Annotated in this window: 20 protein-coding genes; 12 read left to right on the top strand and 8 right to left on the bottom strand. The window is 64.6% G+C overall.

The window, feature by feature from the left end; all coding sequences use genetic code 11:
- Positions 1-19 precede the first annotated feature (19 nt).
- The 4 genes from odhB to M3A49_RS12735 all read left to right on the top strand — a co-directional run bounded on the left by odhB (position 20) and on the right by M3A49_RS12735 (position 4,743).
- Complete coding sequence (odhB, locus tag M3A49_RS12750) at positions 20-1,288, top strand: 2-oxoglutarate dehydrogenase complex dihydrolipoyllysine-residue succinyltransferase (protein WP_266228980.1); 1,269 nt, start codon at positions 20-22, stop codon at positions 1,286-1,288.
- A gap of 156 nt (positions 1,289-1,444) precedes the next feature.
- Positions 1,445-2,875: a dihydrolipoyl dehydrogenase gene (gene lpdA / locus M3A49_RS12745; protein ID WP_266228979.1), complete on the top strand. Its 1,431-nt coding sequence runs from the start codon at positions 1,445-1,447 to the stop codon at positions 2,873-2,875.
- A gap of 115 nt (positions 2,876-2,990) precedes the next feature.
- Positions 2,991-4,088, top strand: a complete 1,098-nt coding sequence (gene zapE / locus M3A49_RS12740) for a cell division protein ZapE (RefSeq protein WP_266228978.1) — start codon at positions 2,991-2,993, stop codon at positions 4,086-4,088.
- Between the two features lie 199 nt (positions 4,089-4,287).
- Complete coding sequence (locus tag M3A49_RS12735) at positions 4,288-4,743, top strand: transposase (protein WP_266228977.1); 456 nt, start codon at positions 4,288-4,290, stop codon at positions 4,741-4,743.
- 108 nt (positions 4,744-4,851) lie between these two features.
- Here M3A49_RS12735 and M3A49_RS12730 read toward each other — a convergent pair whose 3' ends face one another.
- The gene (locus M3A49_RS12730; RefSeq protein ID WP_266228976.1) at positions 4,852-5,316 is read right to left on the bottom strand and encodes a DUF2147 domain-containing protein; all 465 of its coding nucleotides are present in this window, start codon (positions 5,314-5,316) and stop codon (positions 4,852-4,854) included.
- Positions 5,317-5,635: 319 nt separating this feature from the next.
- On the opposite strand from M3A49_RS12730, the gene M3A49_RS12720 reads away from it, so the two are divergent.
- Complete coding sequence (locus tag M3A49_RS12720) at positions 5,636-6,385, top strand: DUF2968 domain-containing protein (protein ID WP_028204828.1); 750 nt, start codon at positions 5,636-5,638, stop codon at positions 6,383-6,385.
- 142 nt (positions 6,386-6,527) lie between these two features.
- Here M3A49_RS12720 and M3A49_RS12715 read toward each other — a convergent pair whose 3' ends face one another.
- Positions 6,528-6,716 carry a hypothetical protein gene (locus M3A49_RS12715; protein ID WP_266228975.1) on the bottom strand — a complete coding sequence of 63 codons (189 nt, stop codon included), beginning with the start codon at positions 6,714-6,716 and terminating at the stop codon, positions 6,528-6,530.
- 236 nt (positions 6,717-6,952) lie between these two features.
- The gene (hfq, locus tag M3A49_RS12710; RefSeq protein WP_266228974.1) at positions 6,953-7,453 is read right to left on the bottom strand and encodes an RNA chaperone Hfq; all 501 of its coding nucleotides are present in this window, start codon (positions 7,451-7,453) and stop codon (positions 6,953-6,955) included.
- A 692-nt stretch (positions 7,454-8,145) separates the two neighbouring features.
- Here hfq and M3A49_RS12705 point away from each other — a divergent pair.
- From M3A49_RS12705 to M3A49_RS12690, 4 genes are all read left to right on the top strand, one after another.
- Positions 8,146-8,709 (top strand): sigma-70 family RNA polymerase sigma factor, encoded by a 564-nt coding sequence (locus M3A49_RS12705; protein WP_416338950.1) that lies wholly within the window; start codon positions 8,146-8,148, stop codon positions 8,707-8,709.
- Between the two features lie 77 nt (positions 8,710-8,786).
- The gene (locus M3A49_RS12700; RefSeq protein ID WP_266229035.1) at positions 8,787-9,611 is read left to right on the top strand and encodes an anti-sigma factor family protein; all 825 of its coding nucleotides are present in this window, start codon (positions 8,787-8,789) and stop codon (positions 9,609-9,611) included.
- A gap of 25 nt (positions 9,612-9,636) precedes the next feature.
- On the top strand, positions 9,637-11,238 hold the full coding sequence (locus tag M3A49_RS12695; protein ID WP_266228973.1) for an FAD-binding oxidoreductase: 1,602 nt from the start codon (positions 9,637-9,639) through the stop codon (positions 11,236-11,238).
- An 80-nt stretch (positions 11,239-11,318) separates the two neighbouring features.
- Entirely contained in the window at positions 11,319-11,705 is a 387-nt protein-coding gene (locus M3A49_RS12690; RefSeq protein WP_266228972.1) for a hypothetical protein, read from the top strand.
- Between the two features lie 28 nt (positions 11,706-11,733).
- Here the strand turns inward: M3A49_RS12690 and M3A49_RS12685 are convergent, their stop codons facing one another.
- From M3A49_RS12685 to M3A49_RS12670, 4 genes are all read right to left on the bottom strand, one after another.
- On the bottom strand, positions 11,734-13,569 hold the full coding sequence (locus M3A49_RS12685; RefSeq protein ID WP_266228971.1) for an AMP-binding protein: 1,836 nt from the start codon (positions 13,567-13,569) through the stop codon (positions 11,734-11,736).
- A 210-nt stretch (positions 13,570-13,779) separates the two neighbouring features.
- Positions 13,780-14,997: an MFS transporter gene (locus M3A49_RS12680; RefSeq protein WP_028204835.1), complete on the bottom strand. Its 1,218-nt coding sequence runs from the start codon at positions 14,995-14,997 to the stop codon at positions 13,780-13,782.
- Positions 14,998-15,548: 551 nt separating this feature from the next.
- Entirely contained in the window at positions 15,549-16,292 is a 744-nt protein-coding gene (locus M3A49_RS12675) for a hypothetical protein (RefSeq protein ID WP_266228970.1), read from the bottom strand.
- A 393-nt stretch (positions 16,293-16,685) separates the two neighbouring features.
- Entirely contained in the window at positions 16,686-17,792 is a 1,107-nt protein-coding gene (locus tag M3A49_RS12670; protein WP_266228969.1) for a porin, read from the bottom strand.
- Between the two features lie 369 nt (positions 17,793-18,161).
- Between M3A49_RS12670 and M3A49_RS12665 the strand changes: the two genes are divergently transcribed.
- Positions 18,162-18,935: an SDR family oxidoreductase gene (locus M3A49_RS12665; protein WP_028204838.1), complete on the top strand. Its 774-nt coding sequence runs from the start codon at positions 18,162-18,164 to the stop codon at positions 18,933-18,935.
- Between the two features lie 81 nt (positions 18,936-19,016).
- On the top strand, positions 19,017-20,732 hold the full coding sequence (locus M3A49_RS12660) for a long-chain fatty acid--CoA ligase (RefSeq protein WP_266228968.1): 1,716 nt from the start codon (positions 19,017-19,019) through the stop codon (positions 20,730-20,732).
- 125 nt (positions 20,733-20,857) lie between these two features.
- Here M3A49_RS12660 and M3A49_RS12655 read toward each other — a convergent pair whose 3' ends face one another.
- Positions 20,858-21,220: a hypothetical protein gene (locus tag M3A49_RS12655; protein WP_266228967.1), complete on the bottom strand. Its 363-nt coding sequence runs from the start codon at positions 21,218-21,220 to the stop codon at positions 20,858-20,860.
- A 248-nt stretch (positions 21,221-21,468) separates the two neighbouring features.
- Here M3A49_RS12655 and M3A49_RS12650 point away from each other — a divergent pair, with 248 nt between their 5' ends.
- Entirely contained in the window at positions 21,469-22,188 is a 720-nt protein-coding gene (locus M3A49_RS12650; protein WP_266228966.1) for a GntR family transcriptional regulator, read from the top strand.
- Positions 22,189-22,465: the final 277 nt, after the last annotated feature.

Genomic DNA, 22,465 nt, shown 5'->3' with positions numbered 1-22,465 from the left:
AAGTATTCAGGAAAATCACATGGCTATCGTAGAAGTGAAGGTCCCGCAGTTTTCGGAGTCGGTGTCGGAAGGCACGATGCTGCAGTGGAAGAAGAAGCCGGGCGAAGCGGTTGCCCAGGACGAAGTCGTCATCGAGATCGAAACCGATAAGGTCGTGCTCGAGGTGCCCGCGCCGGCAGCCGGCGTGCTGGCCGAGATCCTGGTGGGCGACGGCGCAACCGTCGAGAGCGAACAGTTGATCGCGAAGATCGACACGGAAGCCAAGGCTGGCGCCGCTGCGGCTCCCGCTGCCGCTGCCGCTCCGGCGGCTGCCGCAGCTCCCGCAGCTGCACCGGCTGCTGCTGCCGCAACGACGGCAAGCAGCACGGTTGCCTCGCCCGCAGCTTCGAAACTGATGGCAGAGAAGGGTCTCGCTGGCGGCGACGTCGCCGGCACGGGCCGTGACGGCCGCATCACGAAGCAGGACGTGCTCGGTGCTGGCGCACCGAAGGCCGCTCCGGCTGCCGCACCGGCTGGCAAGCCGGCTGCCGCCAAGCCGTCGCTGCCGCAAGTCAGCGCACCGGCGTCGGCGACGAACTGGCTCAACGACCGTCCGGAACAGCGCGTGCCGATGTCGCGTCTGCGTGCGCGTATCGCAGAGCGTCTGCTCGAGTCGCAGCAAACCAACGCCATCCTCACGACGTTCAACGAAGTGAACATGGCGCCGGTCATGGACCTGCGCAACAAGTACAAGGACAAGTTCGAGAAGGAACACGGCGTGAAGCTCGGCTTCATGTCGTTCTTCGTGAAGGCGGCAGTTCACGCCCTCAAGAAGTTCCCGCTCGTCAACGCGTCGATCGACGGCAACGACATCGTCTACCACGGCTACTTCGACATCGGTATCGCCGTCGGCTCGCCGCGCGGTCTGGTGGTGCCCATCCTGCGCAACGCAGACCAGATGAGCCTCGCCGACATCGAGAAGAAGATCGCCGAATTCGGCCAGAAGGCCAAGGACGGCAAGCTTTCGATCGAAGAAATGACGGGTGGCACGTTCTCGATCTCGAACGGTGGTGTGTTCGGCTCGATGCTCTCGACGCCGATCATCAACCCGCCGCAGTCGGCGATCCTCGGCGTGCATGCCACCAAGGAACGCGCCGTGGTGGAGAACGGCCAGATCGTGATCCGCCCGATGAACTACCTCGCGATGTCGTACGACCACCGCATCATCGACGGCCGCGAAGCCGTCCTGTCGCTGGTCGCGATGAAGGACGCGCTGGAAGATCCGGCTCGCCTGCTGCTCGACCTGTAATTGCATGACGCGCGACGGCAGCGTGCGGCTTGAAACCGGGCGCCGCCGTCGCGACGCGATGTCAACTTAGGCAGCAAGTCTCTCGCATTTCCGCAGTACTGAAGCCACGCGCGCCGCGAAACGCGGCCGCGCTGGCTCGCCATCAAAAGGATAGTCATGTCCAAAGAATTTGACGTCGTCGTGATCGGCGCCGGCCCCGGCGGCTATATCGCGGCAATCCGCGCCGCGCAGCTCGGCAAGTCGGTTGCGTGTATCGAAAAGTGGAAGAACCCGGCCGGCGCGCTGAAGCTTGGCGGCACCTGCCTGAACGTCGGCTGCATTCCGTCGAAGGCGTTGCTCGCCTCGTCGGAAGAGTTCGAAAACGCCGCGTATCATCTCGTTGACCACGGCATCAACGTGGGCGAGGTGAAGATCGACGTCGCGAAGATGATCGAGCGCAAGGAAGGCATCGTCGAGAAGATGACGAAGGGTATCGAGTTCCTGTTCCGCAAGAACAAGATCACGTGGCTCAAGGGCCACGGCAAGTTCACCGGCAAGAACGAAGCCGGTGTGCAGATCGAAGTGAGCGGCGAAGGCGAAACCGAAGTCGTCACCGCGAAGAACGTCATCATCGCGACGGGTTCGAAGGCGCGCCATCTGCCGGGCATTCCGGTCGACAACAAGATCGTCTCCGACAACGAAGGCGCGCTCACGTTCGACTCCGTGCCGAAGAAGCTGGCCGTGATCGGCGCAGGCGTGATCGGTCTGGAGCTGGGCTCGGTGTGGCGCCGTCTCGGTGCCGACGTGACGATCCTCGAAGCGCTGCCGGAATTCCTCGGCGCGACCGACCAGGCGCTCGCGAAGGAAGCCGCCAAGCTCTTCAAGAAGCAAGGCCTCGACATTCACGTTGGCGTGAAGGTCGGCGAAGTGACGACGACCGACAAGAGCGTCACGATCAACTACGCGGACAAGGACGGCAACGCGCAGGTGCTCGAAGCCGACCGCCTGATCGTGTCGGTTGGCCGCGTGCCGAACACCGACAACCTTGGTCTCGAAGCGATTGGCCTGAAGGCCAACGAGCGTGGTTTCATCGACGTGGACGACCACTGCGCAACGAGCGTGCCGAATGTGTACGCGATCGGCGACGTGGTGCGTGGCCCGATGCTCGCGCACAAGGCCGAAGACGAAGGCGTGCTGGTGGCCGAGATCATCGACGGCCAGAAGCCGCACATCGACTACAACTGCATTCCGTGGGTGATCTATACCGAGCCGGAAATCGCATGGGTCGGCAAGACGGAGCAGCAACTCAAGGCAGAAGGCCGCGACATCAAGACGGGCCAGTTCCCGTTCATGGCGAACGGTCGCGCACTGGGCATCAACAAGTCGGACGGCTTCGTGAAGATGATCGCCGACGCCAAGACCGACGAGCTGCTCGGCGTGCATATCATCTCGGCCAACGCATCGGACCTGATCGCGGAAGCCGTGGTGGCGATGGAATTCAAGGCTGCCGCCGAAGACATCGGCCGCATCTGCCATCCGCACCCGTCGCTGTCCGAAGTCATGCGCGAAGCTGCACTCGCCACTGACAAGCGCGCGCTCAACATGTAAGCGCCAAGGGCAGGGCGGCCGACTTTTTGGCCGCGCTGCCCCGCAGTACCCAGCATCACGTACGGAGGCGGGTGGGCTTTTGCTCTCCCGCCTTTCCTCATTTGCGGCCCAGAAAATGAACGTCACCGAATACTACGAAAACGAACTGCAGAAGCGGGGATACAAGCCCGATACGGCGCAACGCGCCGCGATCGACCGGCTGCAGCGGTGCTACGACGAGTGGGCGCAGTACAAGTCGCGGCGTTCGAACGCGTTCAAGAAGTTTCTCATTCACCCCGACCTGCCGCGCGGCGTGTACATGTGGGGCGGGGTTGGGCGCGGCAAGAGCTTCCTGATGGACAGCTTCTATGCCGTCGTGCCGCTGCAGCGCAAGACGCGTCTGCACTTTCACGAATTCATGCGCGAGGTGCACCGTGAGCTCGAAGAGCTCAAGGGCCAGGCCGATCCGCTCGACGAACTCGCGCGCCGCATTGCGAAGCGTTATCGCCTGATCTGCTTCGACGAATTCCACGTCTCGGACATCGCCGACGCGATGATCCTCTACCGTCTGCTCGACCGTCTCTTCGAGAACGGCGTGCAGTTCGTGATGACATCCAACTACGATCCCGATCTGCTGTATCCCGATGGCCTGCATCGCGACCGCATGCTGCCTGCGATCGAGTTGATCAAGAGCAAGCTCGATGTGCTCAATGTCGACGCGGGCGTCGACTATCGCCAGCGCACGCTCGCGCAGGTCGAGGTCTATCACACGCCGCTCGGCGCGGCCGCGGACAAGGCGTTGCGCCACTCGTTCGCGGAGCTTGCCGCCGTCCCCGACGAAAGCCCGCTGCTGCGCATCGAGAAGCGCGAACTGAAGGCGCTGCGCAAGGCCGACGGCGTGGTGTGGTTCGATTTCGCGACGCTGTGCGGCGGTCCGCGCTCGCAGAACGACTATCTGGAGCTGGCGAGCCGCTTTCACGCTGTGATCCTTTCCGACGTGCCGCAGATGACGCCTCGTATGCAGTCCGAAGCACGCCGCTTCACCTGGCTCATCGACGTGTTCTACGACCACAAGGTCAAGCTGCTGATGTCGGCCGCGGTGCCCCCCGAGGAACTCTACGTGGAAGGCCCGATGGCCAACGAGTTCACGCGCACGGTGTCGCGCATCGTCGAAATGCAGTCCAGGGAATATCTCGAAACGCCGCGCCGCATCGTCGATACGGCGCTGACCTGAGCGCGCGGCACCCGCACCGCAAGCGCGGGCCGTGGGCGCATCTGCGGCGACGCACCGGTCAAGCGTGGTGCCACGCAGGTGCCAGGCGAGTCTCAAAATAGCGCGGGGGCACCTTTTTCAAGATTCGGACTCGTCTGATTTGGGCGGCGGGGGCGAGTGGATATCGTTTGTCAGCACACCCTCTGACAAAGGACCCTCCATGACCCCGCATCGCGATATTACCGACGAAGAATGGCAGCGCGTGATGCTGCTCCTGCCCGAACTGCGCCCGCGCACCGAGTTGCGCGGCCGGCCGCTCGCCAATACGCGCTCGGTGCTCAACGGCGTGCTGTGGGTCATGTACAGCGGGGCGAACTGGTCGGCCATGCCGCGCCGCTACCCTTCGTATCAAACCTGCCATCGGCGCTTCAAGACCTGGCATTACAACGGCGCGCTCAAGTGCGTGATGGGCGAGTTGTTCGGCGAAGACGGCGTGAGGTTGTGCGACACCATCGAAACGCGTATGCGCAAACACGTGAGCCGCGCAGAAAAAGCCGCGCGCAAGCAGGAAGCGGCGCGCAACACGCCGCGCAATTTGCCGTTCGTGTCGGTGGCGAGCGCGTCCGCGCAATCGCAGCCTTTGAACTATCGCTCCGTGTATCGCCACACGGCGTAATACCGGCGCTTACGAAGTCCGGCCGAAGCGGCTCATGCGTGCGCTGCGGCCGGTTTCGTTTCTCAGGTCCCCTTGCCGGTTTGCGTACCGGTCCTCAGGTCGATCCACTCACTGCTGACGCACCCACGTCTGCGAGCGGCCAAGCAGCGAAATGCCCATATAGCCGCGCACGACGAGTTTCTGGCCGCCGTCTTCCGTATGCATCTTGCAGCGGTACACCTTGCCGTTCTCAGGGTCGAGAATGTGGCCGCCGTCGTACCCCTCACCGGTTTTCTTCATGCTGTCGATGATCGTCATGCCGAGGATCGGCTGATCCTTGCGTGAATCGGAGCAGGCCGTGCAGCGCCGGTCGGGCTGGTCATTCGCGGCGAGTCCCTTGATGACCTTGCCGCTCAGATCGCCGTTGGCGTCGGCGCTGATCTGCACGAGCGCTTTCGGCTGGCCGGTGTGGTCGTCGATGGTCTGCCAGACGCCGACTGGCGTATCGGTTTGAGCGTGCGCGACGAGGGCGCCGCACAGCAGTGCACTGGCAAGCGCGACATGGCGCGCCGCGCGTCCCATGACTCGGTTCATGTCTTCCTCCACTGATGTTGTTTGTCATGTCGATGCTGACCGTGCGTCGCGCCTGGCACGCCGCAAGGTCAGGGCAGGATACTGGAAAGCACTGCGCGCGTTTGAGAGAAGGAACTCTAGTTTGGTCGGCCCCTTCGCCGCGCTGGACCAAAACGGCTGGCGATGCAAGGACACGGCGCAATTCCCAGGAAATTCTTGCTGTGTGTTGTGGGAAAAGATACGTAATCGGCAAATTTTCTACGAGGGGCCCGAAACACGTGAAAGTGAGTAATAATTGTGCCGATTTGTAAAAATTAGAACTGTTCAAAGCAGGTACTACATGGACTACAAGTGGAGAGTTCGTCGCACCGCCCTGGCGGCGCTGGTATTAATCGGGGGAATCGGTACGGGCTGCGCACAGACGCCGCCTGACAATTCAGCAGCAGCGAATGCAGCAGCAGCGGCGCCCGTAGCACAGACCACCGCCGCACCCGCAGTGCAGGACGAGCAGGCCGCGACCCCTGCGCTGCCTTTGGCAGCGAGCCAGCCGAGCGTGCTCACGCCGGATGAAGCGAAGCAGAACGCCGCGGGCAACGTCGCCGAGCTGCAGCAGATGCTGCGAGGCTCGGAGCTCGCCGAGTTGCGCACGACCTACAACGGCTCGTATGGTGCGAGCTTGCTGTTTTACGGCAAGGAAATGACGTACTACGTCACGCTGTTCCAGAACAAGACGTTCTGGCGCGTGATCAAGACGAGCGACGAGACGCGCGCCGAAGCCATCTATCGCGACTTTGCGGTGAAGTCGGGACAGCTCGCCGAAGTGGAAATCCGCCGCACGCGCCTCGAAGCGCAGAAGGCGTTCACGGACCGCATGATCGCGCTCACGCAAGACCACGCGAACCGGCTCCAGGCGGATCTGGCTATCGCGCGCGAGCAACAGGCGCTCGTCGCGGACCAGCAGAAGCAGGGCCGCGATCAGGCGACCGCATTGCAGGCGCAGAAGACAGCCGCCCAGGCGCAACTGCGCACGGTTCAGCGTCAGGTGCGCGAACTGCAGCAACAAGTGGAAGGCGGTCTGCCGATCCGCTGATCGCCGGTACGCGGTGTGGCACGCGCCTCGCCGTGCGACAGGTTGTGCGACAGGTTGTGCGAAATACGCAGATGCGGCACGCAAAAGGCGGAGCGTCATGGGCGCTCCGCCTTTCTTCATTGGGCGATCGTTCAGGGCGCGCTCAGTGCTTGCCGTGGCGATGCGTGTCGCGGCCCTTGCGGCTTTCGTCTGCGGAACGGGGCTTCTGTTGAGACCCGGTGGGCGAGGGGGCCACGGCGATCGGATCGCTCGCGGGGAAGGTTTCGTCGAGCGCTTCGTCGAGCGGGTCTTCCTGCGAGGGTTGAGGGGCTTTCGGCTTGGATGCGCTCATGGCGGTCTCCGTGGCGATATGCGTCACGCCCAGAATAACGCAAAGCCAGAATCGTGACTGCGAGCCACGGCTTCCAGAGCGCTTCGGAAGACAGTGGAACGAAACTGAAGGCAACTGCACCGCAGTTGTACAAAACTACGCGCGCAAACAAGCGGGCGCGCCAAGGCGCGCCCGTACTGTACTGAAGATCGGCGTGACCGGCGTACCGTGCAGCGAGTGCGCCAGGCAGCAGCGGGTTAGCTGTTGCCCGAGCCTTCGCCGCCGTTGCCGCCGTTGCCGCCGTTGTTCACCGCGCCGTAAAGGCGGCGGCGGCGCGTGACGACGACCGGGCCGTCCTGGGCGCCACGGTCGTTGCCGGGGGCGCCCGATGCGCCCGATGGCGCGCCGGACGGCGCCGACCAGTTCTCGCGCGATTCACGCGGTTCTCGTTGTTCACGCGGGCCATGGCCGCCGTGACTGCCGTGCGGGCCGCGGCTCGTATGCTCGCCGTGCGAGCTGCGAGCGCCGCCCGGGCGCGGACCGGGACGGGTGCCGGTGTCGAGCTGGATGGTCGAAATGGCGCGCTTGTAGATGCCTTGCAGGCCGACGGGCGTGCGCAGCATCACCAGGTACTGATCGAACGACTCGATGCATCCGGTCAGGCGAATGCCGTTGACCAGATAGATTTCGACGCGCTTTCTTTCCTTACGCGCGGCGTTCATGAAGTCGTTTTGCGGGTGCGATTCTGCGGAAGGCATGGACTAGATTTGGCCAGGCGGCGCAATGCCGCAATCAGTTGGAAACGTTTGCTCGCCGCGATTCTACCTTGTGTCGGCGAAGCGCGCGTGCGGGAAAGTAAGCTTACTGCAGAACTATACCGGCTCGCGGCCGCGACCGCAGATTGACGAAAAATGCATCGCTGCGTCCCTTGTCGTCGGCTGCCGGGAAGCGGCGCGTCCGGATGACAGGTTGCGATGGGCAGCGACAGCGGTTTTCGGAAAGAGGCCTGCTGACGATACGACCGCGGATTGTCAGACCCGCGCGACCTTTCGACGCGCATGCACTCACTCACACAGCGTAGTCCATGACGACGGCCCATGCTCGACCGATTCGAGGCCGAATCACACCCTTACACGAGGTATTTCGATCCGCTTGCGACGATTCTCGCGGTGCCAGAGGGCTTCGTTCCGTGCGGCGGCACACGAAAGGCGAAATCGCCGCTTGTGCGGAATAAGCGCACCGGCTGCAACGTTTAACGCGATATCGGGGATAAACCTCAACGGAGGTGATCATGGCGCGGTTTCGGAAAGTTCTCGCGTGTCTCGTTTGTGCGGCGCTGGCCGGCGTCGCCGGGGCCGGCCTCACGGCCTGCAGCGACATGAATTCAGGCGGGGCGTCGTCGACCAGTTCGGGCGGCTCCTCGGGTGGCGGCTACTGAGCGGCGTGCGGCGTGTTGCGTCATCCGTCGCCGGAGTTCGAAGCGCAGGTCGTGGCACAGCTCGGGCCCATGCGCCGCTATGCGCGCGCCTTGACCGGCGACGCCGCGTGGGCTGACGACCTCGTGCAGGACGCCGCGGAGCGCGCGCTCTCGCGCTGGACTTCGTTTCGCCCGCAGAGCAATCTGCGCGCGTGGCTGCTCACGATCCTGCGCCACCTCTACATCGATCAGTTGCGCGGCCGGCGCGAGATCGCCGTCGACGACGAAGCCGCGCCGTGGCGCACGCTCGAAGCGCCGCACGGCGAGGTGGACGGTCTCGTGCTGCGCGATCTGCAGCGCGCGCTCTATGCGTTGCCGGCGGCGCAGCGCGAGGTGCTGTTGCTCGTGTGCGTGGAGGAGTTGAGCTACAGCGAAGCGTCGGCGGTGCTCGGGGTGCCGGCTGGCACGGTGATGTCGCGCCTGTCGCGCGCGCGCGAGCATCTGCGAACGCTGCTCGACACGGGGCCGGTGCAGGATCCGGGGCGCGATCCGGCGCAACGCACCGCGCCGCTCAGGGTGGTGGGGACGCTACGATGAACGACAACGATCTCGGGCCCGAACGCGATGGCGGAGGCGAAGGCGTGCCGCCTGCTTCGCCTGAAGAGGACCTCACGATGCTGGGTGCTTTCGTCGACGGCGAACTGCCCGCGGGCGAGAGCGAGGCGTTGCGGGCGCGCCTCGCCGACGATCCGCGCGCCGCGGCGCGCGTCGCGGCCTATCGCGCGCAGAAGGCCGCGCTGCAGGCGTTGTGCGAAGGCGCGCGCGTGTCGGGCGAGGACGCAGCGCCCGGCGCCGCCGAAGCGGCAGGCAGCGCGCCCGCCGTGCTCGTTCTGCGTCCGGGCGTGCCGTGGTGGTGGCGCGCCGGCATCGCGGCGGCATGGGTGGCGGTGGGTGCGGGGCTCGCGGTGGCGGCCACGGCGCTCGTGCCGCGACTCGCGCCGGGCCTGGCTCCGGAACTGGCAGCCGTCTCGGCGCCGGCGGCCGCGCGCAGCGAAACGCCCGAAGCGTTCGCGCGCCGCGCTGACATCGCCTACGCGGTGTATTCGCCGGAGCAGCGGCATCCCGTGGAGGTGGGCGCGGCCGACGAGGCGCATCTCGTCGCGTGGCTCTCCAAGCGGCTCGGCAAGCCGCTCTCGGTGCCGTCGCTGGCCGAGTACGGCTACACGCTCGTGGGCGGGCGTCTCTTGCCCGGCAACACCGGGCCGGCCGCGCAATTCATGTACGAGAACGATGCGGGCGAGCGCCTCACGCTCTACGTGGGCAGTTCGGCCAGGGAGCGGGACCCCGTGCGCCTCTTGCGCGACGGCAACCGCCGCACGTTCTACTGGAGCACCGAACGTACCGGCTATGCGCTCTCCGGTCCGCAGACAGAGCCGAAGCTGCGCGAGATCGCGCTGGACGTGTGCGGCGCGCTGGGCGGCAAGCCCGGGCAGTGGTGATGCGCGGCGCCTCTAGAGCGGACTCATGAGCGACGCCGCGCGCCATGCCGCGCCTACCTTGCCTCCCGGCATCGACGAGACCCGTTTCGCGCGTGCGCTCGCCGCGTTCGAAGGCATCGTGGGCGCGCCGAACGTCTGCCGGGGCGGCGCGTCGCTCGAACCGTATTTCGATCCGTTCGTGCCGCTTGCGGATGCGCATGCCTTCGCACCTTCTGCTGCGATCCTCCCCGCGAGTGTCGAAGAGATCCGCGCGATCCTGCGCGTCGCGAACGAAACGCGCGTGCCGCTGTGGACCGTTTCCACGGGGCGCAACTTCGCCTACGGCGGCGCCGCGCCGCGTCTGGCGGGCTCGGTCGTGCTCGACCTGCAGCGCCTGAACCGTATCCTCGAGGTGGACGAGCGCCTCGCCTGGGCGCGCGTCGAGCCAGGCGTGAGCTACTTCGATTTGCACGCGCATCTGCGCGAGCAGCATCTGCGTCTGTGGGTCGATCCGCCCGCGGCGGGCTGGGGCAGCGTCGTCGGCAACACGCTCGAGCGCGGCTTCGGTACGACCGCCTACGGCGACCACGCCGCGTCGCAGTGCGGCATGGAGATCGTGCTCGCCAACGGCGACGTGGTGCGCACCGGCATGGGCGCGATTGAAAACGGCACGGCGTGGCAACTCTACCGGGCGGGCTATGGGCCTTCGTTCGATGCGCTCTTTACGCAGTCGAACTACGGCGTCGTCACGAAGATGGGGCTCTGGCTCATGCCCGCGCCGCAGGCCTTCGTGATCGGCGAGATCCAGTTCGCGCGCGAGGACGACCTCGGCGTGCTCGTCGATACGCTGCGCGCGCTGCAACTCGGCGGCACGATACGCCAGCACGCAGCGATCGAAGGCGCGATCCGCCGCGCCGCGAGCCTCGCGCCGCGCGCGCGCTGGTACGAAGGCGAGGGCGCGATGCCCGAGGCCGCCGTCGCCGCGATGCAGCGCGATCTGGGCGTGGGCCGCTGGAATCTGCACTATGCGCTCTATGGCGCGCCCGAGGTGATCGACGTGGAGCGGCGCATCGTCGAGCGTGCGTTTGCCGGCGTGCCGGGTGTGCGCTTCTCGGCGCGGCGCTACGCCGAGGGCGACGAACCGCAGGGCGGCGCCGACCGCAATCTCGCCGGCATTCCGGCGATGAGCGCGTTTCGCATGCTCGACTGGCGCGGCGGCGAGGGGGCGCACGTGGACTTCTCGCCGCTGTGTCCCGCCGACGGCCGCGACGCGTTACGCCAGTACGCGCTCGTCAAGGCGCGCGCGGCCGAGTACGGTTTCGATTACTACGGCGGCTTTACCGCGGCGGGGCGCTATCTGCATCATGTATTCGCGGCGATCTTCGCGCGCGAGCGCCGTGACGATGCCGCGCGCGCAGGGGATTTGCTACGCGCGCTGATGAGCGACGCGGGTGCAGCCGGCTACGGCGTGTACCGCTCGCATCTGCTCTACATGGATTACGCAGCGGCGCAGTACGCCTTCAACGACGGCGCGCTGTTGCGTCTCGCGCAAACCGTGAAAGACGCACTCGATCCGCAGGGCGTGCTCTCGCCGGGCAAGCAGGGCATCTGGCCCGAGGCGTGGCGTGCGGAGCGCGGTTATACGTGATCGAGTTAATCAAGACTGCGTAGCGTTTGGCAGCAAGGATTGGCAGGAAGGATTTGCAGGAAGGCCGCACGGAGGACTCGATGGACAGGCGGGCTTTTCTCTACGATGCCGGTGCCGTGGTGCTAGGCGCGGCATGCCAGGCGCATCCGCTCAGCGTTGCGTTTGGCGAACGCGTGCCTCGTGCGGGCGCAGTGCTGGATGTGCCTGGCGCCGCGGTGTTCGACCCGGCGCTCGCCCAGGGCCGCGTGCTCGCGAACGTAGCGGCGCGCGCGGGATGCGTTGCGTGGGCCATCGGCGACGGCTGCGCCGATATGGCCAATAGCGACATCGGCACCCTGTGGCACGCGCACATCGCGCGGCGGCTCGAGCCAGGCGCGGCCTTGATCGGCGCGTTGCGTCCCTCGGACCGTTTCGTGCTCGCGCGCCTCGCAAGCGCGCGCGGGGTGATGCTGCGCGACTTCGCTTAGGTAACCTTAGCGAAAGTGCATCGACGTCTCACGTCTGCGGCTTCTTCGCCGCTTTCGCGATTTCCTCGTCGCGCAGCTGGCGCCGCAGGATCTTGCCGATGGTCGACTGCGGCAGGGACTCACGGAATTCCACGATGCGCGGCACCTTGTAGCCCGTGAGCTGCTGACGGCAGAACTGGATCAACGCGGCCTCCGTGAGCGCGGGATCGCGCTTCACGATGAATACCTTCACGCGCTCGCCCTGCACCGGATCGGGCACGCCGATCGCCGCTACCTCGCGCACGCCGGGGTGCATCGCCACCACGTCCTCGATCTCGTTCGGATACACATTGAATCCCGACACGAGAATCATGTCCTTCTTGCGATCGACGAGGCGGATATAGCCGCGCTCATCCATCACGCCGATGTCGCCGGTCGTGAGCCATCCATCGGCGAACACCTTTGCCGTTTCGTCCGGGCGATTCCAGTAGCCCTTCATCACTTGCGGGCCCTTGACACAGAGCTCGCCGGCTTCGCCGATGCCGGCCCAGGTGCCGTCGTCCCTGCGAAAGCGCACCTGTGTGGAAGGCGCGGGCAGCCCGATCGAGCCTTCCGGGTGCGCCTGGCCCGCGTTCCCACGCGCGAGATCGACGGGATTCATCGAAACGATCGGCGAGCATTCGGTGAGACCGTAGCCTTCCACGACCGGCTTGCCCGTGACCGCCCGGAACCGGTCGGCGACGGCCTTCTGCATGGCCATGCCGCCCGCCATCGCGAGCTTGAGGCCCGAGAAGTCGCGCTGGCGGAACGCCGCGTTATCGAGCAGCGCGCTATAGAGTGTGTTGACCGCGCTGATACAACTGAACGTTTCGTGCTGCAGCACCTTCATCACGCGCTTCATGTCGCGCGGATTGGCGATCAGGATGTTGCGTCCGCCAAGGGCGAGGAAGATCAGCGCATTGATGGTGAGCGAATAGATGTGATAGAGCGGCAACGGCGTGAGCACCGTCTCGGCCCGGGCGTCGAGCTGGTTGCCAACCCAGGCCTTGGCCTGCTGCACGTTCGCGAGCACGTTGCCGTGCGTGAGCATCGCGCCCTTCGCGACACCCGTGGTGCCGCCCGTGTACTGGAGGAACGCGAGATCGTCGGCGTGGGTCGCCACCGGCGCGTGTGGCGCGCGCGCGCCTTGCGCGAGTGCATCGAGCAGGCGCACTGCACGCGGCAGGTGGTAGGGCGGCACCATCTTCTTCACGTGGCGCAGCATGACGTTGACGAAGCGGCCCTTGAGGTTCAGCCCTTCGCCCAGCAAGTCGCCGAGCGCCGTCACGACGATGCGTTGCACCTGCGTGCCGGGCAGCGCCGCTTCGAGCGTGGCGGCGAAATTCTCGAACACGACGATGGTCTGCGCGCCGCTGTCCTGCAGCTGATGCGCAAGCTCGCGCACGGTGTAGAGCGGGTTGACGTTGACGACCACGGCGCCGGCCTTGAGCGCCCCGAAGAGGGCAACCGGATACTGCAGGGTGTTGGGCAGCATGATCGCAACGCGCTCGCCTGGCTGCACGCCCGCGCCTTGCAGCCAGGACGCGAACGCCGTGGCCCTGCGGGCGAGCGCGGCGTAGGTCATAGGCGAGCCGGCGCTCACGTAGGCGACGCGCTCGCTGAAGCGCGCGGTGCAGTCGTCGAAGAAATGGGTGAGCGAGGCGTACTGGCTTGCGGGGATTTCGCGCGGCACGCCGGGCGGGTACGAGGCATACCAGATGCCGTCGGTGTTGGGAGGGGCCGCCTGAGGTGCGGCCGGCTGAGGTGGGGCCGCCTGAGGTGGGGCCGCCTGAGGTGCGGATGCTGCCACAGGGCTCGCCGGATCGGGCTGGGGCGTTTCGCTCATAGTGGATCTCCGGACGGTAGGGCAACCGAGTGCCTTTCATCTTTCATCATGCAACGCCGCGCGCCGTGCGGCCAGGAGGTCTTACCCGGTGTGCGGGCGCGGGCGCTCGGCGATCGTCAAAACCAGCAAAAAGGCCGTGCGGGCGAACCCGGCACGGCCTTTCATCGTGTTGGTGCGGCGCGGCGTTACGGGGCCGCCGCGTGCGGCACGTCAGACGCCCGACACCTCTTTCGCGGTCTGCGTCATGTCGATGCCTCGACGTTCGCGGCTGAACGGGATCAGTACGGCGATCACCACAGCCACTGTGCCGGCGACGATCGCCATGGCCATCGAGTAGTTCTGGTTGTGCGTTTCGGCGAGCGACGCTTGCAGCGTGGCGTTCACCGAAGCGAACAGGTTACCGAGCTGATAGACGAGGCCCGGGAAGGTCGCACGCACTTCGTCAGGCGAAATTTCGTTGAGGTGAACCGGGATCACGCCCCAGGCGCCCTGCACCGAAATCTGCATGAGGAACGCGCCGAGCGCGAGGAGCACCGGGCCTTGCGAGAATGCCCAAAGCGGCAGCACGGGCAGCGCGATCAGCGCGGCGATGAAGATTGCCTTGCGGCGGCCGATTTTTTCGGACATCTGACCGAAGAAGAGGCCGCCCACGATGGCGCCGATATTGAGCACGATGGTGATGATCGACACGGTGTGCGGGTCGAAGTGATGCTGTTCGCGCAGGAAGGTCGGATACAGATCCTGCGTGCCGTGCGAGAAGAAGTTGAACGCGGTCATCAGCACGATGGCGTACAGGGACAGCTTCCAGTTGTGCTTGAGCGTGGTGAGCAGGGTCGGGCGCACACGCTTTTGCATCTCCTTGAAGGCTGGCGACTCGGGCACGTGCATGCGCACATAGACCACCAGCAGCGCGGGCAGCACGCCGACGAAGAACATGCCACGCCAGCCAATGTACTGATAGAGCACGCCGAACACGATCGAGGCGAGCAGAAAGCCGCTCGGATAACCCGCCTGCAGCAGGCCGGAAACGATGCCGCGCGACTTGGGCGGAATGGTTTCCATGGTGAGCGCAGAGCCCACGCCCCATTCGCCGCCCATCGCGACGCCGAAGAGGGCACGCAGGACGATGAAGGTCGCGAGGTTGGGCGAGAAACCCGTGAGCAGTTCGAGTATCGAATAGCACGCGATGTTGACCATCAGCGTGGGACGGCGGCCGTATTTGTCGGCGAGACGGCCGAATATCAGCGCGCCGAGCGGGCGCATGGCGAGTGTCAGCGTAATGGCAAAAGCCACTGCCGGGATTTTGGTGTTGAATTCGGTGGCGATGTCTTTCAGAACGAAAACCATCAGAAAGAAATCGAATGCATCGAGCGTCCATCCCAGGTACGCAGCGATCGTGACGTTCTTCTGTTCACGCGTCCAGCTCATGTTGATTGTTCTCCTGTGATACTGGGGGCAATGCCATGTCTCCTGTCGATCGCAATGGGCGCTTGTGCGCCCCGCGCGATCTCATGCACGTGTCGGCATTGCCTTGTGTGGCTTGGTTGTCTGCCTTGGTGCGGCCCCCCCGCAACGGGCCACGCGCGAGCAGTGTACGCCCGGCATTAAACATTTGCATGCATCTTGACTGGAACCCGTAGTAATCCCTGGGGAATTCAGCTAGAGGCGAAAGCTTTTTGTTTTAATAGTAATTTAAATGTAATTAAGTTGAAGGTAATTAAATGAACGAGTGGGTGAGTCGATACGCAGGAACAAATGCAAACGAGCGGGCATTTGCCCGCACGTTTGCATTGAAAGTGACGCGTTGACAATCGTGTGGTCTAGCCGCGAAACAACCAGCCGATGGCGCGCGAAATGACGTCGTCCCATTCGCCCATTCGCGTCTGGCGCAGGACCGTCGCCGCGCTCATCCACAGCGTGCGCGCGCCAGTCTGGCCCCAGCGCTATTCGCCAGTCGGGTTGACGAGCACGGCGGTTGGCTAGTCCACCATGGTGCTCAGGTTGGCGGCGACGGCGTCAACGCTCAGTACGGCGTCGAGTTGCTCCATGCATGCCGCCGTGTCGGCAAAGCTTGCGATGCCGGGCCCATAGTGGCTCACTGCGCCTCGGGGTGTGCCGTTCGCCAGCTCGGCAACGGGGTGGTGCAGGCTCACGAACTGGACTTCGCGCGTGAGCGCGGGGTGGGTAGTGAAGCGCTCGACTTGCGCGAGCGGCACGCTGCGCAAGCCGGCCCAGCAACGTTCCTTGCTGCCGATATCCGTGGCGTGTCGCTGCGCGCAGTCCCAGAAGAGGCCGACGAGCCGTTTGCCCGGTTCGCGCGCGCGCAGCGTTTGCGACCACGTGGACGCGCGTTCGCGCGCCGCCGCGGGCGCACGCAGACAAGCGTCGAAATACGGTTGGGGCCGCGGTGAATCATCGGCTGCGAGCAGCGGCAGATGGAGCAGCGTGGCCTGCAGGGTCGGCGCGAAGCTTTTGATCGTCTCCTGCGCTTCGGTCGGCAAGGGCGCGCTCACCGCGAGCGGGTGCGCAGCGGCAAGCACGGTGCACCCCGGCAAGGAAGCCTGAATGAGGCCATGAATCGCGTGGTCGCAGGTGAGCATGATGTCGGCGCCTGCGTCACGCCACTGGCGCACGGTGGCGAACAACAGGAACTGATCGCCAAAGCCTGTCTGGTGAGTCACGAGCACGCGCTCGCCGCGCAGGTCGCGTTGGCCGTTCCACATAGGCGCCTCGGCGTAGCGATAGTTGCCGCTGTCGCCATGATTGCGGTCTCGAGGTGTTCGATGGCGCGCTGTGTTTCGCCGCTCAGGTAGAGGTCGCGTCCGATCCGCGCTTCGCAGAACAGCGGGCTCCACGACGACGACGCGCGCGCGCGTGGGCCTCGAAGGCTTCGAGAAGTTGTTGCTGGACGGATTGGGACATGGCGCGGGCTGACGTTGAATGTTTCCGGGAGCCGGAAACATTCTATCGACGCCATCCCGCGGGGGAATCGGACAAATCTGAGATATCGCGTGGACTGGCGCTGTCGGCGCGTCGCAAAGAAAAACGGCGGCGCCGCGCTGGAAGCGCCGCGCCGCCGTTGTGCCGGCCATCAGACCCGGCGATGCAACCCGCTATCAGAAGATGTTGCGAAAGCCGACGGCGACGCCGGTCTGGTTGTTGCGACCCGGGAAGTCGGCCGTTGCCGAGCCGGTGCCGCGCATGAAGTCGACCGTGCCGTACACTTCGGTGCGCTTGGACAGCGAGTACTCGGCCAGCAGCACTGCCGAGTAGCGCACGCCGGTGCTGAGCGTCACGCCGTCTCCATTCAGGCCGTTCTTTGCGTGGTCGTAGTAGTACGCTGCAGTCAGCTGCAGCGGCGAGCTAACCTGCCACGTTGCGCCGGCGTAGAGACCGTTGTCGATACGGTTGGTTTTCGTCACCGGCGTCACGAAGTTGATCGCTGCAGGCGAGTTCGCGGCTGCCATGTACTGGTCAACCACGCCCGTATTGTCCTGGCCCCACAGCCAGCCGCCGTACAGGTGGACCGGACCGAGCGCATAGACTGCGCCGAGGTTGGCCACGCGGTACTTGTTGTTGTGTGCGTCGCTATTCTGCTGATAGCCCGCGAGCAGCGAGACCGGGCCGGCTGCGTAAGTGGCCGTGAAGCCATACATGTTGCTCGCGCCGACGCTGCCCGCCACGCCGCCGAAACTGTACATGCCTTCGACTTCGAGGCCGCCGAACTTGCCATCGTACTTGACCGAGTTGTTCTCACGCAGACCGTAGCCGAGTGCGCCCGGCAGCCAGCCGTCCTGGTCGAAGTTGCCAACGGTCAGCGGGTCGAAGGTGTTACCCAGTTGATCGAACAGGGGCGTGTTCTGACGGCCCATCGTGACCGTGCCGTACTTGTTGCTCGATATCCCCACGTACGCCATCCGGTTGAACAGCGTGTTCGAGCTCGCCAGTTGGCCGTTCCAGAGGTTGAACCCGTTCTCGAGGCGGAACACGGCTGAGAGGCCGCCGCCCAGATCCTCGGAGCCCTTCAGGCCCCAGCGGCTGCCGGTGATCGGGCCTTGCGTCATCTGCAGCTCGTTGTCGTTGTGCGCGTTGGCGTTCGTGAGGTAGCGGATGCTGGTGTCGACGATGCCGTACAGCGTGACCGAACTTTGCGCGAAGCTGTGCTGGCAAGCGAGTGCGAGGGCGAGGCCGCCGATGGCCGATGCGATCTGGGTGTGTCTCACGGTGGGATCCTTTTTCTGCTGCGTGTTGTTAGTGTCTCGGACCGCCGGGGTACCAGGGTCCGTATTTCTTGTATGCCGAGCCAGTGGGTGCTGGCTGGGAGGCGATCATAGACGCTACGGCGGTCGGGTGAAAACGCTGGCGTCGCGCGATTGCAACAGTTGCGCGCTCAAGGAACGCCTCGCGTGCTTTCATTTTTCAGCCTACCCAGCCCGCATACGCCCGGCCGCAAAAGCACAAATACCGTTTAATGAACGGTCGTGCTTTTCCCTGGTTGCCAAGCTGGCGGGCCTCGCTAGAATCGTTGGCATCTCATCGCGTTCCGCAATGCGGAGCGACGGCCGGTCGACAGACATCAAGGAGACGAAAGCATGCGGGTCAGGGAAATGTTCGAGCTGGGCGGTCAGGTCGCACTCATCACCGGCGGCTCGCGCGGGCTGGGTTTGCAGATGGCGCAGGCGCTCGGCGAGATGGGCTGCCACGTGGTGATCACGGCGCGCAAGGCCGACGAACTGGCCCAGGCTGCGAGCCATCTGCAGGCGCTCGGCATCAAGGCGACCACGATCGTGAGCGACCTGCAGCGCGCCGAGGCCGTGAAGCCGCTCGTGGACGAGACGCTGGCGGCCGGCGGTCAGATCGACATTCTCGTGAACAATGCGGGCGCCACGTGGGGCGCCCCCGCGGAGGATTATCCCGACGAGGCGTGGCACAAGGTCATGAACCTGAACGTGACCGCGCCCTTCTTCCTCGCGCGCGAAGTGGGCAAGCGCAGCATGATCCCGCGCCAGCGTGGCAAGATCATCAACGTGGCTTCGATTGCCGGCCTGAAGGGGTCCCTTGGGGCCATGCAGACCATCGCGTACAACACCTCGAAGGCGGCGGCCATCAACTTCACGCGTGCGCTGGCTGCCGAATGGGGCAAGTACAACATCAACGTGAATGCGATTTGCCCGGGCTTCTTTCCCTCGAAGATGTCGGCGGGCCTGCTCGACAAGCTGGGGCAGGTGGTGATCGACCATACGCCGCTGCACCGTCTCGGCGACGACGACGATCTCAAGGGCGCCGTGGTGTTTCTCGCGAGCCAGGCGTCGCGGCATATGACGGGCCAATATCTCGCCGTGGATGGCGGCGCGAGCATCGTCTGATTACGCATGGTACGTGGCGCCAGCCCTCAGCGAGCGGTTGGCGTCCGCGTTCTTCACAAGTCTTGCCTGACGGAGCCCGCCATGTCCACGTCCGCCCCGACGCTATCCGCAGATTCGCCGTCATCGCCGCAGCCGGCCTCGCCGCATTGGCCCGCGCATTTGTCGCCGCATCTGAGCATTCCGCAAACGAACCTCTTCTATAACGCGGAGGTCTCGGCGGCGCGCTATCCCGACAAGCCGTTCATCGTCTTCTACGACACGCCCGTTACGTTCGCGCAGTTCAAGGACGAGGCCGAGCGCGTAGCCGGCTATTTGCAGCAGGAATGCGGCGTGAAGGCCGGCGACCGCGTGCTGCTCTACATGCAGAACAGCCCGCAGTGGGTCATCGCTTACTACGGCATCCTGCGCGCCAACGCCGTGGTCGTGCCGGTCAACCCGATGAATCTCACCGAGGAACTCGCGCATTACGTAGAAGACAGCGGCGCGACCACGGCTTTCATCGCGCAGGATCTCTACCCGCGTATTGCGCCGCTCGTGCAGGAAGGCGAGGGTCTGAAGCATCTGCTCGTTGCGACGTATAGCGATTATCTGAAGTGCGAGCCCTTTTCGCCGCCGCCCGAATTCGTGGGCGCGCCGCGCTCCGTGAGCGGTCCGGGCGTCGCGCACTGGGCCGACGTGCTCGAGGCGCGTTGCGTGCCCGGAGCGCTAACCGCCGGCCCCGACGATCTCTGCGTGATGCCATACACCTCGGGCACGACGGGCAAGCCCAAAGGCTGTATGCACACGCATCGCAGCGTGATGGCGACGGCCGTGGGCGGCTGCAACTGGTTTGGAAGTAATCAGGATGCCGTACAACTTTCGGTGCTGCCGCTTTTTCACGTAACCGGCATGCAGGGCGGCATGAACAGCCCGATCTACAACGGCTCGACCGTGGTGTTGCTGCCGCGCTGGGATCGCGACGCCGCGGCGCGCGCGATCGAGCATTACCGCATCAACGGCTGGCAGGCGATCTCGACGATGGTGGTGGACTTCATCTCGAACCCGCGCATTCACGAGTACGACCTGTCGAGCCTCGCCTGGATGCGCGGCGGCGGCGCGACGATGCCCGACGCGGTCGTGAAGAAGCTCAAGGACCTCACCGGGCTCGACTTCGTCGAGGGCTACGGCATGTCGGAAACCATGGCGGGCACCCATATCAATCCGCCGCAGCGTCCCAAGCCGCAGTGTCTCGGCATTCCGGTATTCGACGTCGACTCGCGTGTGATCGATCCGATCACGCTGGAGGAGGTGACGCCAGGCGAGTCGGGCGAGCTGATCATGCATGCGCCGCAGGTGATGCAGGGCTACTGGCGTAACCCCAAGGCGACGAGCGAAGCGTTCATCGAACGCGACGGCAAGCGCTTCCTGCGCACGGGCGACCTCGTACGGCGCGACGACGAAGGCTATTACTTCATGACCGACCGCCTCAAACGCATGATCAACGCGTCGGGCTACAAGGTCTGGCCGGCCGAGGTCGAGGCGCTGATGTACCGGCACCCGGCGATCAACGAGGTGTGCATCATCGGCACCCAGGACGCGCGCCGTGGCGAGACCGTGAAGGCCGTGGTCGTGCTCGATCCGAAGCAGGTCGGCCGCGTGAACGAAGACGACATCATCGCCTGGGCGCATGACAACATGGCCGCGTACAAAGCGCCGCGCATCGTGCAGTTCGTGGACGCGCTGCCGAAGTCGGGCAGCGGCAAAATTCTGTGGCGCAAGCTGCAGGAAGAAGAGGCAGAGGCGCGCGGCAACGCCTGAGCGCACAGGCCTGCGCAGTTCTCCTTCGTTATCCTTCAGTATCGAGCCCGTCTGGATAGCGCGCAAGTGCGCGCCAATCCAGACGGGTTTTGTTCTTATTGGCCTGGCACGTTCGTGCTTACGCATCAGGCGCCGGCAAGCGCGGGCAAACCGCCTTCGCGCCAATCCTGCTCCATGGCGGCTGCCTTGCTCCATTCCTGTGAACCGCGTTGAGCGGGCGCGGTCAGCGGCCATTCGCCCGGCGCCTGCGCGTTCTTGCGAGCCAGGATCGCCTCGCACAGAAATTCCATGCTGTACGCCTTCAGCAGATGCGGGTGATTCGTCTCGATATAGGCGGCGACGCGCGCATGTTCACCGGCGATCGATGCGAGCGAGTAGAGCGTGCGCGCGTCCCAGCGAAAACGCAGGCCCAGTTCGGCAAATGCCGTATTGAATGCGCACAGCTGCGCGTCCAGTTGACGATCGTAGCGGGTGTCCAGGTGGCTCATGGCTGTCTCCTCAAGTCGAGTGGCGTGAAGCAAGAGTAGAAGCGCCAATGAATAAACGATAGTTAAAGTTTTTTTCGAAAAATATAAGTGAAACTGTATGGATTGCGGGTAAGCCCGCGAATCGAGCGCGATACGCGCCCGGTCCGCGTAAACCCCCTTAGCCATGAGCGTCTCTCTGATATATTGTATTGGAAATATGAAATTCCCCGCTAGCGCCGGCTAAACAGAACGTTGGAGACAAACGACCGATGTCCGCCGAAAGAGAACTCGTCACCGGGATGCCCCCGGTCACCCTGACGCTGGAGCCGATCAACGCAACCGCTTCGCTGCGCGATCAGGCTTACGCGAAGCTCAAGCAGGCCATTGCCGAAACCGACATCTACCGCTCGCGAGACGAGATCCGGCTAGACGAGAAGGAATTGACCGAGAAGCTCGGCGTGAGCCGAACGCCGGTTCGCGAGGCGATGACGCTGCTGGAACAGGAGGGCTTCCTGCGCACGGTGCCGCGACGCGGTGTTTACATCCTGCGCAAGACGCGCAAGGAGATCGTGGAGATGATCTATATGTGGGCTGCGCTAGAAAGCATTGCCGCGCGTCTCGCCACGCAGCGCGCTTCGGACGGCGACATCGCGAGTCTGCGGCGCATGTTCGCGACCTTCGGCGATTCGACGCCCTCGGACCATATAGAGGAGTACTCGGAAGCGAACATCATGTTTCACCAGTCGCTGGTGGAGCTTTCGAAGTCGCCCATCATCGTCGACACCATCAAGAACATCTTCATGCATGTGCGCGCGATCCGGCGCATGACGATCGCGCAAAGCGATCGCGCGTCGCGCTCGATCGTCGAGCACATGCGCATTATCGAGGCGCTCGAGGCCCGCGACACCGAGCGCGTCGAGCAGCTCGTGCGGCAGCACTCGATCGAACTCGCGCTGTTCGTGGAAGCCAACTGCGATTTTCTGGACTGAAACGTAGGGCGCGCCGCGTCGAGCCGCCGGTTCATATCGGCTCGACGCATGAGTCAGCGGCATCGATACGCAGATCGTCTGAATGAGCGTCGCGATACTGAAAGAAAGATATGGAGTCCGTAACAAGGTCGTCAGGATGTTTGGGCCGATTGAAAGTGCTTGCCCATGGTGTGCCGCATCAGAGCTTGTCGCTGTGCGAGCGATCGCACGAGAGGGCAACGGTGCAGCGCGGCGCGACGCAGTGCGGCAAACGCGGCATGGGTAAAAAAACGTCTTG

This window comes from Paraburkholderia sp. CNPSo 3076, assembly GCF_026343935.1.
Taxonomy (GTDB): Bacteria; Pseudomonadota; Gammaproteobacteria; order Burkholderiales; family Burkholderiaceae; genus Paraburkholderia; species Paraburkholderia nodosa.
This window is presented reverse-complemented; position numbering and strand designations above follow the sequence as displayed.